The sequence below is a fragment of the Microbacterium sp. LMX7-1.2 genome (genome assembly GCF_040675935.1).
Lineage (GTDB): Bacteria > Actinomycetota > Actinomycetes > Actinomycetales > Microbacteriaceae > Microbacterium.
This window is the reverse complement of the sequence record NZ_JBEGIL010000001.1, coordinates 779,653-794,522: the sequence shown is the minus strand read 5'-3', so window position 1 is coordinate 794,522 and position 14,870 is coordinate 779,653. Positions and strand designations below refer to the sequence as shown.

Sequence of the window (14,870 nt, the reverse complement as noted above, 5' to 3'; positions counted from 1 at the left end):
ACACACGGCGAACTGTCGAGGAGCGTCGATACTGTTCCGAGCATGCAGAGAGCAACACCCCTCGAACGACGCATCGACGCGATCGCCCACCGTGTGCTGCGCGATGCTCCCGCGGGGGGTCTCCGGGCCGGTCTCGTCGAGTTCGCGGTCTTCGTGCTCAAGCAGGCATGGGCCTGCGTGTTCGGCGCAGCGCTGCTCCTCGCGATCGTCGCGGCGCGGCTGTGGTATCCCGACGACGCGGCGCTCGCGCGCAACGATGCCCTGACGATCACCGCCGTGCTGATCCAGGTGGCGATGCTCGTGTTCCGCCTCGAATCGGGTCGCGAGCTGTGGGTCATCGTGCTCTTCCATCTCACCGGGACGGCCATGGAGCTGTTCAAGACCGACGTCGGATCGTGGGCGTATGCCGCCGACGGCATCCTCCGCATCGGCGGCGTCCCGCTGTTCAGCGGCTTCATGTACGCGGCGGTCGGCTCCTACATGGTGCGCGTGCACCGGCTGTTCGACCTGGGGTTCACCCGCTACCCGTGGCGGTGGGCGACGACCGTGCTGGCCGCCGCGATCTACCTCAATTTCTTCACGCATCACTGGTGGTGGGATGCGCGCTGGGTGCTGCTCGCCGCCGTCGTGCTGCTGTGGGCCCCGACGATCATGCACGCGCGCGTGTGGCGACGGACCATCCGGCTTCCGCTGCTCGCGGTGTTCGCGGGCGTGGCGGTGTTCATCTACCTCGCCGAGAACATCGGCACGTGGGCGGGTGCCTGGGCTTATCCCGATCAGGTGATCGCGTGGCAGCCGGTGTCGCTCAGCAAGCTCAGCTCATGGTTCCTGCTCATGATCATCTCGGTCGTGATGGTCACGTGGGTCTACCCGCCGCGTCCGCCGCTTCCGAGGCGGGCGGCCGAGACGACGGAGGGGGCGGATGCCGCCGCTGCAGCATCCGCCCCCTCGGACGTCCTGGTCCCGGGCGATCAGGCCCCGGCAACCGGTGTGGTCCCGGCTGCGCCCGAGCCGCCGCGACGGCGGCGACGGCGACGCGCGGGAGCCGGCTTGCCGTCGTGATGCTCCTTGCCGGCGCCGTCGTGCGTGCCGGCGCCCTCCGCGCTGCGGTCGGCGGAGGGAGCAGACTGTCCGTCGCCGGATGACGAGGCGTTCGCGCCCTCGGCGAACGTCGAGCCCACCGAGCTCGCCCCTCCGCGACGACGGCGACGACGGCGCGTGCCGCCCTCCGCGGTGCCCTCGGCCGCCGCGTCCGCCGCGCGCTCGGGGCGCGGCTGGCGGGCGGGCTTCTCGGCCTTCGGCGCCGTGACGAGACGGCCCTTGGTGCCGGCGGGGATGTCGAGATCCTCGTACAGGTGCGGGCTCGAGGAGTAGGTCTCCAGCGGCTCGGGCTGGCCGAACTCCAGCGCGCGGTTGATGAGGGCCCACTTGTGCAGGTCCTCCCAGTCGACGAACGTGACCGCGATGCCGGTCTTGCCGGCTCGTCCCGTGCGACCGGCGCGGTGGAGGTAGGTCTTCTCCTCGTCGGGGATCGTGTGGTTGATGACGTGGGTGACGTCGTCGACGTCGATGCCGCGGGCGGCGACGTCGGTCGCGACCAGCACGTCCTTCTTGCCGGCCTTGAACGCCGCCATCGAGCGCTCGCGCTGATCCTGGCCCATGTCGCCGTGCACGCCGCCGACGTTGAAGCCGCGGTCGCCCAGCTCGTCGACGAGGCGCTGCGCCGCGCGCTTGGTGCGCGTGAAGATCACGGTCTTGCCGCGGCCCTCGGCCTGGAGGATGCGCGCGATGACCTCGTCCTTGTCGAGCGAGTGCGCACGGTAGACGAGGTGCTTGATGTTCGCCTGCGTCAGGCCCTCGTCGGGGTCGTTCGCACGGATGTGGATCGGGTTCGACATGAAGCGGCGCGCGAGCGCGACGATCGGGCCGGGCATGGTCGCCGAGAATAGCTGCGTGTGCCGCACCGCCGGGACCTTCTGGAAGATCTTCTCGATGTCGGCGAGGAAGCCGAGGTCGAGCATCTTGTCCGCCTCGTCGAGGACGACCTCGGTCGCGTTCGACAGGTCGAGCAGACGCTGGCCGGCCAGGTCGATCAGACGACCGGGGGTGCCGACGACGATCTGCGCGCCGGCCTTGAGCTGGTCGATCTGCCCCTCGTACGCCTTGCCGCCGTAAATCGCGACGACGCTCGTGGAGCGGTTGCTCGTGAGCAGATCGATGTCCTCGTACACCTGCACCGCGAGCTCGCGGGTCGGGACGACGATGAGTGCCTTGACTCCGGGCTCGGGGTTCTGGCCGAGCCGCTGCACGACCGGGATGCCGAAGCCGAAGGTCTTGCCGGTGCCGGTCTTCGCCTGGCCGATGATGTCCTGTCCGGGCAGTCCCAGCGGGATGGTCTGCTCCTGGATGGGGAAGGCGTCGACGATGCCCTTGGCGGCGAGTGCGTCGACGATGTCCTGATCGATTCCGAGATCAGCGAAAGTTGTCAATGTTCAGATGCCTGTCCGGCGACCGGTGAGATCGCCACGTTCACGGATCCACGCCGTCTCTTGTGCCACAGGCGCGGGCCCCGCTCCGACGGCGGGGACGGGAACAGCCTACCCCGAGGGCGTGGCTCGGCCTGGAAGTGGAGGTCCGCCCGAGTATTGTGAAGCCCGTGGTGAACTGGTTCTGGAAGCGTCGGACGCCCCGGCGGACGATGACGCTGCGCAGTCGCGGCGATCAGGGCACGGCGACGAGGGTCGACTTCGCCGAGGTCGCTCCCGAGCTCGACCGGTTCCTCGGTCAGGCCGCGTACCTGCAGCTCGGCTACTTCGAGACGCTCACACGCCTGATCCGCGCCACCCCCGAGCTCTCCGAGAAGGAGTCGCTGTCCCGAGCCGCCGGCGCCGCCCTCACCAAGCACAGGGCGATCGTCGATCTGATCGCCGAGCGGGGCGACGACCCGACGCAGCTCATGCTGCCTTTCCGCGAGAACCTCGACGCGTTCCGTCGCAAGACGATCGGGGCGCGTCCGCGCGAGACCCTGCTCTCGGTGTACATCACGGCCGGGATGCTCGACGACTTCTACCTCGCGCTCGCATCGAGCTACGGCGAGGTCGGGGAGCGCGTCGTGGCGATCCTCAGCGAGGACGACGCACGGCACGAGATCGTCGCGATCATCCAGGAGACGATCGACGGCGACGGAGAGTGGCGCTCGCTGCTGTCGATGTGGGCCCGCCGGCTCGTGGGGGACACGATCCTCGTGTGCCGGTCGGCGCTGCGTCAGCCCGAGCTCGCCGCGATGACCGAGGAGCGCGTCGAACCGGTGTACACCGAACTCATGGGCGCACACGCCCGCCGCATGGATGCGATGGGACTCGCCTCGTAAGAGGATCGGCGCCCCGTCAGATGCCGAGGGCGGCCTTGGCCTCGGCATCCGTGCGTCGGCGGATGCCGACGATCAGCACCGTGACGGCGCCGGCCACCACGACCGCGCCGAGCACGCTCGCCAGCCACAGCCAGATGCTGTCCTCGCCGACGCCGAGCCATTGCAGGCCCGTATAGGCGATCGCGGAGAGGGCCGTCGCGAGGGCGGGCGTGAGCGCCACGCCGCGGAGCTCACGCCCCGGCAGGACGAAGTGCGCGGCGACGCCGAGCACGCACGCGCCGATCAGCGCGAGAAGGATGTACATCGCCGGTCAGGCCACGAAGCCGACGCGGCGGGATTCCTCGGTGCCGAGCTCGATGTACGCCAGCTGCGCGGTCGGGACGAGGTAGGAGTTGCCCTTGACGTCGGCGAAGCTCAGGTGCGCCGTGTTCTGCTCGAGAGCCGAGGAGACCTGGGTGCGGACCTCGTCCGCGCTCGCGGCGGTCTCGAAGCTGAGCTCGCGGCCGGTGTTGATGATGCCGATGCGGATTTCCACGCGTACTCCCGTTGTCTCGTCGACCTTGCTGTGCGCCCAACTCTACCCCGCGCGGATGACGCCGGATCGGCGTCAAGGCGCGGTTTCGCCGTGAGCGCACACGCGCGGGGGAGCGGGCAGGAGTCCGATGTCGGCGCACGCCAGTAGCGTGGAGGACATGACCCAGGATGCCGCGCAGACCGCCGTGATCGGCGCCGCGGCGACATCATCGGGCATCATCATCGGCGCGCCGGGCACCGGCAAGACCCGTACGCTCATCGAGCGGGTCGTGCACCTGCTCGACGTCGAGCGGCTCGCCCCGGAGCAGGTCCTCGTCCTGACGCCGAACCGGCAGGCGGCCACCGCGCTGCGCGACCGCGTGGGGGTGCGGATCGGCCAGGCGACACCGGGGCCGCTCGCGCGCTCTCTGGGGTCGTTCGCGTTCCAGATCGTGCGCGGTGCGATGGTGCGTGCCGGCGCCGAGCCACCCGCGCTGCTCACCGGCGCCGACCAGGACCGCCTGATCGCCGAGCTGCTCGCGGGCGACGCCGAGGACGAGGCGATCGTGTGGCCCGACGCGTTGAGCCCGTCCGTACGCGCGTCCACGGGATTCCGCTCGGAGCTGCGGGCGTTCCTCGCCGAATGCGTCGAACTGGGAGCGCATCCGGCCGAGCTGCGCGCTGCGGGCGACCCCGCCTGGACGGCCGCTGCGGACTTCCTGGTCGAGTACCGCGCCGTGCTGGACAGTGCACGCGCCGCCCACCGCGACGCCGCCGATCTGCTCGCCGAAGCCGCGGAGATCCTGCGCACGGCCGACCCCGCCACCCTCGGTCCGCTCGCGCCGCTCCGCGTCGTGCTGATCGACGACGCCCAGGAGCTGACGCGCGGCGGCGTCGCGGTCGTGCAGGCGCTGCGCGCTCGAGAGATCGCCGTGCTCGCCTTCGGCGACCCCGACATCTCCTCCGGGGCGTTCCGCGGAGCGACCCCCGAGCTCTTCGCGGAGCTCGCGGGGACGCTCGGTGAGGTGCACGTGCTCGACGCACCGCACCGACAGGCCGCCGAGCTCACGACACTGACCCGCGCCGTGACGCAGGCGATCGGGGCCGCAGGCCGAGTGGATCACCGCCGGGCGCCCCGGCCCACCGCGAGCGCCGACGACGGCGACCCCGCGGTGCGTACCTTCCTCGCACCGTCGCCGCACGAGGAGCTCGACCGCATCGCCGGTGTCATGCGGGAATGGCATCTGACGGACGATGTGCCCTGGGACCGCATGGCGGTCATCGCGCACGACACGAGGCAGGTCGCCCAGCTCGAGACCGAGCTCGCCGCACGGGAGATCCCGACGAGGGCGGCCGGCATCCAGCGACCGCTCGGCAGCGAGTCCGTCGTGCGCGACATCGTCGGCGTCGTGCGGCTCGCGCTGACGCCGCCGCAGGACCGCACACCCCAGGAGTGGGAGGAGGCGCTGCGCACGCCCTTCGGCGGGATGGACGCGATCGGACTGCGTCGCCTTCGGGCACGGTTGCGCCACGTCGAGCTCGACCTCGGCGGTTCGACACCCGCTCGCGAGCTGCTGCGTCAGGCGCTCACCGAGCCCGCCCACCTGACGCTCATCGACGCGCAGGAGTCTCGTATCGCTGCCCGCTTCGCGGAGGCGGTCGCCGAGGTGTCGGCGGCGGCGGCCGCCGGCGAGACCATCCACGACCTGCTCTGGCGGGTCTGGGATCAGGCGCGGGCGGTCGACGGCCGCCGACTGCGCATCGCGTGGCGCGAGTCCTCGTTGCAGGCGAGCGGCGCGGAGACCGCGCGGGCACTCGATGCCCTCGTGTCGCTGTTCGGCGCCGCGAAGAGATTCGTCGAGCGGACGCCGAACGAGAAGCCGGAGGCGTTCGTGCGCGACGTGCTCGACAGCGAGGTTCCGGAGGACTCGCTCTCGAGCCCCGACAGGCCGGGGCGTGTCACCCTGCTCACCCCGGCGACCGCTCTCGGCACCGAGTTCGACGTGGTCGTGGTGGCCGGTGTGCAGGACGGCGTCTGGCCGAACGTGCGGCTCCGGGGCGGCCTGCTGCAGACCTGGCGCCTCGCTGATGCGATGCATGCCGCCCGCACCGGGGTCGCCGAGCAGCCCCCGGGCGTGCTCGATCGCCGTCGTGCGGTGCTGCACGACGAACTGCGTCTGTTCGTGCGGGCGATCTCCCGTGCCAGGACCCGGCTGTTCATCAGCGCCGTCGACGACGACGACATGACGCCGAGTCCGTTCTTCGCTTTCCTGCCCGCACCGGAACCGCCCGAGATGCACGCCTCGGCCGAGCATCCGCTCACCCTGCGCGGCCTCGTCGCACGCCACCGCCGGACGCTCACGACGGCGACCGCGGCGGCGGCGAGGGAGCACGCGGCGGGCCAGCTCGCGGTGCTGGCCCGCGAGGGCGTGCCAGGCGCGGACCCCGACGAGTGGTACGGAGTGACTCCGACGACGACCGAGGCGCCCCTGCACGATCTGACCGTGGAGGCCGCGCGCGTCTCGCCGTCGCGCATGGAGTCCTTCGAGGAGTGCGAGCTCAACTGGGCCGTGTCGGCGCTGGGCGGCGACTCGGTCATGCCCCCGTCGGCCGGGATCGGCACGATCGTGCATGAGGCGATGGAGAAGGTTCCCGACGGCGAGCTCGACCGCCTCCGGGCCGTTCTGGCCGAGCACTGGCCCGAACTCGACTTCGAGACGGCGTGGATCGGGCGCAAGGAGCGCCGCCGCGCCGACCTCTACATCGACCGGCTGCACAGCTACCTCTCGGCGGTCTCCGCGGAGGGCGGTCGTGTGCTGGCCGGCGAGGTGGAGTTCCGCTTCGCGGTGGACGTCCCCGACGACGGCGACGGCGACCTGGAAACGGGGCCCGGCGTGCACGACGTGACCGGCGACGGGGACCCGCAGCCGCACCGGGCGATCGTGCACGGCTTCATCGACCGGGTGGAGGCCTACGCCCCCGGCGGCGGCGAGCACGCCAAGGCGCGCGGCCAGAAGTGGACGCGGATGGCCGCACCCGAGGCCGAGCGCGTCGTCGTGGTCGATCTGAAGACCGGCAAGTACGAACCCGAGAGCGAACAGAAGGTCGCCGACCACGCGCAGCTCGCCGCGTATCAGGTCGCCGTCCAGCAGGGACTCATCGAGGGGGCGGCCCCCGCAGCGCTCGCCGGCGCGCGACTCGTTCTCGTCGCCAAGACCCTGTCCGGCAGCGACTTCCGCGTCGCGCACCAGCACACGCTCGCGGGGGAGGAGCGCGTGCAGTTCCTCGGGCGCATCGCGGATGCCGCGCGGGGGATGTCGGCGTCGAGCTTCACCGCCCGTGTCGACGCCCACTGCGCCGACACGCAGTGGCGCGTGCAGCCCTGCCGCATCCACACGGTCCCGGCGGTGAGCTCGTGACCGTCTGGGACGGCACCGGGCACGGGGTGTCGGCGCTCGATGTCGCCGCGGCGCTCGGCCTGCCGCCGCCCACCGCCGCGCAGCAGCGCGTGATCGAAGCACCGCCGACTCCCGCGCTCGTCGTCGCGGGAGCCGGCAGCGGCAAGACCGAGACCATGTCCGGCCGTGTCGTATGGCTGGTGGCGAACGGGCATGTGCGCCGCGACGAGATCCTCGGACTCACGTTCACGCGCAAAGCGGCGGGGGAGCTCGCCGAGCGGATCGCTGCCCGGCTTGCGCTGATCGACGAGTACGGTCGCCGCGGCCTGCTGCCGCATCTGCCCGAGATCGTCGCGACAGGAGCGCTCGAGCGGGTGGGGAAGGCGGCCGCCGGTCGTCAGCGCGAACTCGTCCGCGCGCAGGTGCTCGACGACCTCGCGGCGCGCTTCGGCACGGTCGAGGGCGGAGCGGCGGCGCCGGCGGTGGAGGATCTGCTGATTCGGCCGCGCGTGTCGACGTACAACGCCTTCGCCGACGGCATCGTGCGCGAGCACGCGGCGCGCATCGGCCGGGACTCCGACGTCGCGATGCTCAGCCAGGCGGCGTCATGGATGCTCGCGCGCGACATCGTGCTGCGCGCCGATCTCCCCGAGCTCGAGGAGATCGACCGGTCCCTCAACGGAGTCGTGGACGCGGTGCAGCGGCTCGCGGGAGATGCGCTCGACCACCGCGCCGATCTCGGACGCGCCGACCGGATCGCGCTGCGCCAGGCCGAGGCGTTCGCGCCGTACGCGAGCCACGCCGACATCGGCGGTGTCTCCGCCAACCTGCGGGCGCTCCCGGCGCTGACGAGTCTGGTCCGCGAGTACATCGCCGAGAAGGAGCGTCGGGGCGTGCTCGACTTCGCGGACCAGGTGAGCGGCGCCTACGACATCGTGGAGTCCTCCGCGGACGTGCGCGAGGAACTGCGGGATCAGCACCGGGTCGTGCTCCTCGACGAGTACCAGGACACCTCGGTCATCCAGACGCGATTCCTCGCGGAACTGTTCCGGGACTCGGCCGTGATGGCGGTCGGAGACCCGCACCAGTCGATCTACGGATGGCGTGGCGCGAGCGCCGACAACCTCCACGCGTTTGCGCGCACCTTCGCCGACCGCGAGCCGGTCGAGAACTACAGCCTGATGACGAGCTGGCGCAACGACCGCGGTGTGCTCGACATCGCCAACGAGGTGCTCGGACCGCTGCGCCGAGCCGGTCTGGACGTGCCGCCGCTCGAGCCTCGCCCCGGTGCGGGCGACGGCGCCGTCGACATGCGCTTCCCCCTCACGGTCGACGACGAGGCACGAGAGGTCGCCGCATGGTTCGCCGAGCGGCGGGCGGCTCATCAGAACGCGACGACGCCGCACACGGGCGCGATCCTGTTCCGCTCCAAAAGGCACATGCAGACCTTCGCGGCGGCGTTGGCCGGGCGCGGCATCCCGCATCGCATCCTCGGTCTCGGGGGCCTGCTCTCGACCCCCGAGGTAGTGGACGTCGTGTCCACCCTGCGGGTGCTGCACGACCCTACGGCGGGGTCCGCGCTGATCCGTCTCCTGGTGGGGCCGCGGTTCGCGGTGGGAGTCGCCGACATGGCCGCGCTGCAGGGTCTCGCGGCCGAGCTGTCCCGACGCGACAGCGGGCTGCTGCCCCTCGACGACGAGCTGCGGCAGAGGATCCGGGCATCGCGCGGGGCGGACGAGGCGTTGTCGATCGTCGATGCCGTCGACGTCGTCCGAGGTCTCGCCGACGACTACCGCCTGCTGGCGGAGATCACCCCGGAGGGTCGTGCGAGGATCCGTGCGGCGGGCGAGATGCTCGAGCGGCTGCGGCGCTCCTCCTCGCTTCCGCTGCCCGACCTGCTCCGATTGATCGAGCTGGAGCTGCGCCTCGACATCGAGCTCGCGACCAACGAGACGCGCGGCCCGGCGCGCATCGCCGCGACGCAGCTGCGTGCGTTCACGGACGAGGTCAGGGCGTTCCTCGCCGCCGATGAGCGCGGCACGATCTCGAGTCTGCTCGCCTGGCTCGACAAGGCGGAGAGCACGGACGAGCTCATGCCGCGCCCCGAACCTCCGGAGCCCGGCGTGGTCCAGCTGCTCACGATCCATGGGTCGAAGGGACTCGAGTGGGACGCGGTCGCCGTGGTGCGGATGGTCGAGGGGGAGCTCCCCTCGCGTCCGACCGACACCGCGGGGTGGTTTGGGTTCGGGGTGCTGCCGTTCGCGCTGCGCGGCGACAGCGCCGCACTCCCGACGTTCACCTGGATCCCCCCGACGGATGAGGAGCCCGACCCGGCGAAGCGCCTCAAGGCGGGGATCGCCTCGCTCACCAGTCGCAGTAAGACCGCCCCGGGCGCGCTCACGGTGTTCAAGGACTCGTACCGCGAGTACCAGCAGGAGGAGGAGCGCCGCCTCGCCTACGTGGCCGTGACCCGTGCGCGCAGCGACCTGCTGCTGACGGGCGCGCATTGGGCGGGGCAGAAGCAGCCCAAGGCGCCGAGCCCCTACCTGCTCGAGGCGATCGAGGCGAGCGGTGCACGCCCGATCCCCGAGGTCGACCCCGAGGACAACCCCTACGACGGCCCCGGCGCGACGCTCACCTGGCCGCTCGATCCGCTCGGTGCACGGCGCCCGATCGTCGAGGCAGCCGCTCGTGCGGTGCGCGAAGCGGGAGACCGGACGGCGGAACCCACGCCCGAGCTCACGCGGCTGCTGGCCGAGCGTGCGGCGAGGCTGAGGGGCACCGACGCCCCGCCGCCCACGCGCGTGCCCGCCTCTCGGTTCAAGGACTACGTCACCGACTTCGGCGACACTCTGTCGTCGATCGTGCGCCCGATGCCGGAGCGTCCCTATCGGCAGACCCGCTTGGGCACCCTCTTCCACGCCTGGGTCGAACACCGCAGTGAACTCGTGGGCGTGGGACGGCGCGTCGACGAGGCGCTCTGGGAGCTGGACGACGAGGACATCATCTCCTCCTCGGACGAGACGGGCGCGGACGTGTCGCCGGCGGACGCGGCCGACCTCGCCGCGCTGCAGGGCGTCTTCGAGCGCAGCGAGTGGGGCGACAGGCGGCCGATCGCCGTCGAGATCGAGATCGACTTCGTGCTCGGCGGCGGACTCGAGACGGTGCCGGAGAATCGGCACATCGTGATCTGCAAGCTCGACGCGGTGTACCGACGCGAGGATCGGGGCGGCCGCATCGAGATCGTCGACTGGAAGACCGGCAAGGCACCGCGCACGGCGAAGGACCGAGAGGAGCGGATGCTGCAGCTCGCGCTCTACCGGCTCGCCTACCACCGCAGATTCGGGGTGCCCCTCGAGGAGATCGATGTCGCTCTCTACTACGTGGGCGACGACCTCGTCATCCGCGGCGACCGCGTCTACTCGGAGGCCGAGCTCCTCCAGCGCTGGAGTGCGGCACGCGCGGCGCGCTGAGCCTCGTCCTCGGGCGATGATGCATCGTCGTGCGGGGCGGTGCGCCCCGAGTCCCGCGCATGGTCGTGCGCTCGTTCCGCCGAGTCGTGCGCGCGACCACGCCTCACGTCGGACAGATCCTCGGTCTCCAGGCTCCCGACCTCCATGCGGTGGGCGGCCGCGCTCGCCGCCTCGGTCAGATCATGGGTGCCGTCGTCATCGGTGCTCGCGGCATCGGCGCTCGTATCATCCGCGCCGTCGTCCGTGGAGCGCTCGTCGGACTCGTCCTGCCACAGCTCGTTCGGGTTGTACGCGTCGGTCTGCATCGACGTGTCCACGCTCGATGCCGCGGATTCGGGCACGCGGTCCAGTGCGTCCATCGCCGAGTCGACGCCGTCTCCGCGGGAGCCGGTCACCGTGAGGTCGTCGGCATGCAGTCCGTCGGCCAGGGCCTCCAGCAGTGCTGCGGCGTCGTCGACGATGTCGGAGCGACGCAGGGAGTCGCCGTGCACGAGCCACCGGGCGAACTCGAGCTCCGCGAGCAGCCGGGCGCGCACCTCCAGGGCCGGGTCCGGCACGCGGTCGACCGTGCGCGCGTACGACGCGTGCACGTCTCCCGCGGCATCCGGCGCCGCCGAGAGCCAGGACAGGTCCAGCGCCGGATCCCCCACCGACAGCGAGTGCCAACCCAGGAGGCCGGTCACCTCGGGGCCTCTCTCGTCGTCGTCGCGGAACAGGAAGGAGGTCGCCTGCACGCCGCCGAGCACGACGGTGGACTCGAATCGCCACAGCTCGTCGTCGGCGACGGCCTCGCGCCAGCGGACGGTGAGTCGCGCGGGAACGCGACCCGTCGCGGCGGCGGTGTCGACCAGCCGCGCCAGCTCGTCGCGGCTCTCCTGCGCCGAGCGCATGAGCAGTCCGGCTCCGCGCACGACCGACGTCGGCAGCGCGTGCACGGCGGCGATCGCGGATCCCATCGACTCGGCCGCGCCGCGCCCGGCGGGAACGAGGGCGGCCTCGATCTGGAAGCCGGGAAGCAGTTCCGTCACGAGCGCGCGTGCGTCGCCGAGCCGCGTCTCTCCGATGTACTCCGGCGCGGCGAAGGGCAGCATCGCTCGTGCTCCTGCGGTGAGCGCCCGCAGGGCGAGGGCCTCAGCGGCCAGTTCACGCGCGGTCTCGTCGTCGTCCGCGACGCGGATCGCGAGCTCCCTGCCGTCGGCGAGTGAGGCGACTGCGGAATCGAACCTGCCGTCGCCGTCGGCGGTCAGCGGGCGGGCTCCTGTCACCTCGGCTCCGGGCAGTGCGGCCGTCACCGCCGCGGCTAGAGTGAATGGAGAGCGTCCCATACCCCCAGGGTAGGTGGGCGCGGGGGCCGTCCCGCCTCCGCCACGCCCGTGAGAGAGGGAGTCGATGACCACGATGCACGCGCCTTTCGACCGTGCGGCCGACCTGCGGACCGAGGTCGGAGTGATCGATCGTCTGCGCGCGGAGCCCGCCACGACGGTGATCGCCGTCCGTGACGGACGCGTGCGCATCGACGGCGACGACCTCGAGGCTCCCGCACTCCTGCGGGTCTCGGCGGACGACGTGGGAGAGGCGACCTGGGCTCTGCTCGGCAGGGACGCGGCTGGCGACGCCGTGCTCCTCGCCGCTCTCGCCCCCGAGGTGGACAGCGTGGACACCGCGCCGGACGAGACCTGGCTCGGGCTCCGCGACCTCGGCGGCCGCCTCGGCGGTGAGGACGCCGAGATCCTGATCGAAGCCCTCGCGCTCGGCGGCTGGCTGCGAGACGCGCCGTTCTGCCCGCGGTGCGGAGGCGGCACCGAGCTGCTGCAGGCGGGGTGGTCCCGCCGCTGCCTGGTGTGCGGGCGGGAGCACTTCCCTCGTACCGACCCCGCCGTGATCGTGGCGGTCGAGAGCGCCGACGGCGAGCGGCTGCTGCTCGGGGCGAACGCCAACTGGGGCGGTCGCATGTACTCGTGCTTCGCCGGTTTCACGGAGGCGGGGGAGTCGCTCGAGGCGACCGTGCACCGGGAGCTGGCCGAGGAGTCGGGGGTGCGTCTCGCCTCACTGCGCTACGTGTCGTCGCAGCCGTGGCCGTTCCCGCGTTCGCTCATGCTGGGGTTCCGGGCGGTCGCACTGGACGAGGACGAGGTGCGCCCCGACGGCGAGGAGATCGTCGACGTGCGCTGGTTCACCCGTGAGGAGATCGGCACCGCGCTCGCCGGCGGCGGTCCGGTCGGTCTGCCCGGCGCGGCATCCATCGCCCGCGCGCTGATCGTGTCGTGGTTCGAGGAGGGCGCGTGAGCGCGCTCGACGCGCTCGACGAACGGCAGCGGGAGGCGGCATCCGTGCTGCGCGGTCCGGTCGCGGTGCTCGCCGGGGCGGGCACGGGGAAGACCCGGGTCATCACGCATCGCATCGCCCACGGCGTCGACACCGGCGCGTACAGCCCCTCACGGGTGATGGCGGTGACGTTCACCGCGAAGGCGGCGGGCGAACTGCGCGGTCGGCTCCGCGCGCTGGGCGTCGAGGGCGTCGCGGCCCGCACCTTCCATGCCGCGGCTCTCGCCCAACTCAACTTCTTCTGGCCGACGCTCGCCGGCTCGCCCGCACCGTCGATCATCGACAACAAGGTGCGGATGCTCGGGCAGGCAGCCGATGCGATGCGCCTGCGCCCGAGCACCGCGACCCTGCGTGACATCGCGTCCGAGATCGAGTGGCGCAAGGTCTCGATGCTCTCGGTCGAGCAGCACGCCGCGCTCGGCCGGAGCGTGAGCGGCGTCGACGCGGCGCAGCTCGCCGAACTGCAGCAGCGCTACGAGGCGCTCAAGGACGAGCGGCACCAGCTGGACTTCGAAGATGTGCTGCTCGCCTGCGCGGGGATGCTGGAGGCCGAGCCCCGCGTCGCCGCCTCCGTGCACGAGCAGTACCGTCACTTCACGGTCGACGAGTTCCAGGACGTGTCCCCGCTGCAGAACCGTCTGCTGGAGCTGTGGCTCGGAGACCGCCGCGACATCTGCGTGGTCGGCGACGCGAGCCAGACGATCTACTCCTTCGCCGGCGCCGAGCAGCGTTTCCTGCTGGAGTTCGAGCGACGGCATCCCGACGCGACGATCGTCCGGCTGGAGACCAACTACCGCTCGCAGGCCCCGATCCTCACCGCCGCGAACGCCCTCATGCGCGGTCGGCCCGGCGCGCTCGAACTGGTCCCGGCACGCGAGACGTTCTCGGCCGACGCCCCCACGGTCACCGCCTATGACAGCGAGCGCGAGGAGGCCGAGGGCATCGCGTCGTCGATCGCGGCGAGCATCGAGGCCGGCGCGTCACCCGCCGACGTCGCCGTGCTCTACCGGGCGCACGCGCAGTCGGCCGTGCTGCAGCAGGCTCTCGCCGCACAGGGCATCGCGACCTCGGTGCTCGGCGGCACCCGGTTCTTCGCGATGCCGGAGGTGCGTCAGGCGATCCTCGCGCTGCGCGCCGCCGCGGTCGCGCCGACCGAGCACGGTTTCCTTCCCGGCGTGCAGCGTGTGCTGCGCGAACTCGGTCTCACCGAGGAGCCGCCGGCGGCGGGGGGCGCGCAGCGCGACGGCTGGGAGGCGCGGCGCGCGATCCTGCGGCTCGCCGAGGAGGCCGCGCCGGGGGAGACGCTGCGCTCGTTCAGCGATGCGCTCATGGCGCGCGCGAAGGATCAGCACGAGCCGACCATGCGCACCGTGACGCTGTCCACCCTGCACGCCGCGAAGGGCCTCGAGTGGCCGCACGTGCATCTGGCGGGATGGGCGGAGGGAGCCCTGCCGATCTCCTATGCCACCGGGTTCGAGGCGATCGACGAGGAACGACGACTCGCCTATGTCGGCGTCACGCGGGCCGCGCGTACCCTCTCGCTGTCGTGGTCGCGGTCGGCCGGACGAGGGGAACGGGCTCCGTCGCGGTTCCTCGCGGAGATCGGGACCACGGCGCGCGGCACCGGCATCCTGCGTGAAACGGCACCGGGTGCCGGGCGCGGCGTCCGTCGCGGCTGATCACGACGACCGATCCGCCGGCCGGATCGTCGGCGAGCATCTGCGCCACGACGGTCGCGGCGCCGGCGATGCGTGCGGCGCTGATCGGGCCGGAGGGGCGGCCGATGAGCTG

10 protein-coding genes are annotated in these 14,870 nt (G+C 72.0%); 6 read left to right on the top strand and 4 right to left on the bottom strand.

Annotation, left to right across the window (positions count from 1 at the left end):
* The first annotated feature begins 42 nt into the window (after positions 1-42).
* Positions 43-1,062 (top strand): DUF817 domain-containing protein, encoded by a 1,020-nt coding sequence (locus tag MRBLMX7_RS03985; protein WP_363366300.1) that lies wholly within the window; start codon positions 43-45, stop codon positions 1,060-1,062.
* On the opposite strand, the gene MRBLMX7_RS03980 is transcribed toward MRBLMX7_RS03985, so the two are convergent.
* Positions 972-2,489 (bottom strand): DEAD/DEAH box helicase, encoded by a 1,518-nt coding sequence (locus tag MRBLMX7_RS03980; RefSeq protein ID WP_363366299.1) that lies wholly within the window; start codon positions 2,487-2,489, stop codon positions 972-974. The two genes, MRBLMX7_RS03985 and MRBLMX7_RS03980, sit on opposite strands and share 91 nt — an antisense overlap.
* Before the next feature lie 167 nt (positions 2,490-2,656).
* Here MRBLMX7_RS03980 and MRBLMX7_RS03975 point away from each other — a divergent pair, with 167 nt between their 5' ends.
* Positions 2,657-3,370: a ferritin-like fold-containing protein gene (locus tag MRBLMX7_RS03975; protein WP_050722041.1), complete on the top strand. Its 714-nt coding sequence runs from the start codon at positions 2,657-2,659 to the stop codon at positions 3,368-3,370.
* A gap of 16 nt (positions 3,371-3,386) precedes the next feature.
* On the opposite strand, the gene MRBLMX7_RS03970 is transcribed toward MRBLMX7_RS03975, so the two are convergent.
* Together MRBLMX7_RS03970 and MRBLMX7_RS03965 are read right to left on the bottom strand one after the other, a co-directional pair.
* On the bottom strand, positions 3,387-3,674 hold the full coding sequence (locus tag MRBLMX7_RS03970) for a hypothetical protein (protein WP_363366298.1): 288 nt from the start codon (positions 3,672-3,674) through the stop codon (positions 3,387-3,389).
* Positions 3,675-3,680: 6 nt separating this feature from the next.
* Positions 3,681-3,905, bottom strand: coding sequence for a DUF3107 domain-containing protein (locus MRBLMX7_RS03965; RefSeq protein WP_050721410.1), 225 nt, complete (start codon positions 3,903-3,905; stop codon positions 3,681-3,683).
* A gap of 157 nt (positions 3,906-4,062) precedes the next feature.
* Between MRBLMX7_RS03965 and MRBLMX7_RS03960 the strand changes: the two genes are divergently transcribed.
* Both MRBLMX7_RS03960 and MRBLMX7_RS03955 read left to right on the top strand, forming a co-directional pair.
* A complete protein-coding gene (locus MRBLMX7_RS03960; RefSeq protein WP_363366297.1) occupies positions 4,063-7,302 on the top strand; it encodes an ATP-dependent helicase in 3,240 nt (1,079 codons plus the stop codon).
* Positions 7,299-10,754, top strand: coding sequence for an ATP-dependent DNA helicase (locus MRBLMX7_RS03955; protein ID WP_363366296.1), 3,456 nt, complete (start codon positions 7,299-7,301; stop codon positions 10,752-10,754). Before MRBLMX7_RS03960 ends, MRBLMX7_RS03955 begins: the two co-directional genes overlap by 4 nt.
* Here MRBLMX7_RS03955 and MRBLMX7_RS03950 read toward each other — a convergent pair.
* A complete protein-coding gene (locus MRBLMX7_RS03950; RefSeq protein WP_363366295.1) occupies positions 10,700-12,079 on the bottom strand; it encodes a hypothetical protein in 1,380 nt (459 codons plus the stop codon). The two genes, MRBLMX7_RS03955 and MRBLMX7_RS03950, sit on opposite strands and share 55 nt — an antisense overlap.
* 64 nt (positions 12,080-12,143) lie before the next feature.
* Here MRBLMX7_RS03950 and nudC point away from each other — a divergent pair, with 64 nt between their 5' ends.
* Together nudC and MRBLMX7_RS03940 are read left to right on the top strand one after the other, a co-directional pair.
* Positions 12,144-13,040: an NAD(+) diphosphatase gene (gene nudC / locus MRBLMX7_RS03945; protein ID WP_363366294.1), complete on the top strand. Its 897-nt coding sequence runs from the start codon at positions 12,144-12,146 to the stop codon at positions 13,038-13,040.
* Positions 13,037-14,758 (top strand): ATP-dependent helicase, encoded by a 1,722-nt coding sequence (locus MRBLMX7_RS03940; protein WP_363366293.1) that lies wholly within the window; start codon positions 13,037-13,039, stop codon positions 14,756-14,758. The genes nudC and MRBLMX7_RS03940 overlap by 4 nt, the downstream gene beginning before the upstream one ends.
* The last annotated feature ends 112 nt before the right edge of the window (positions 14,759-14,870 follow it).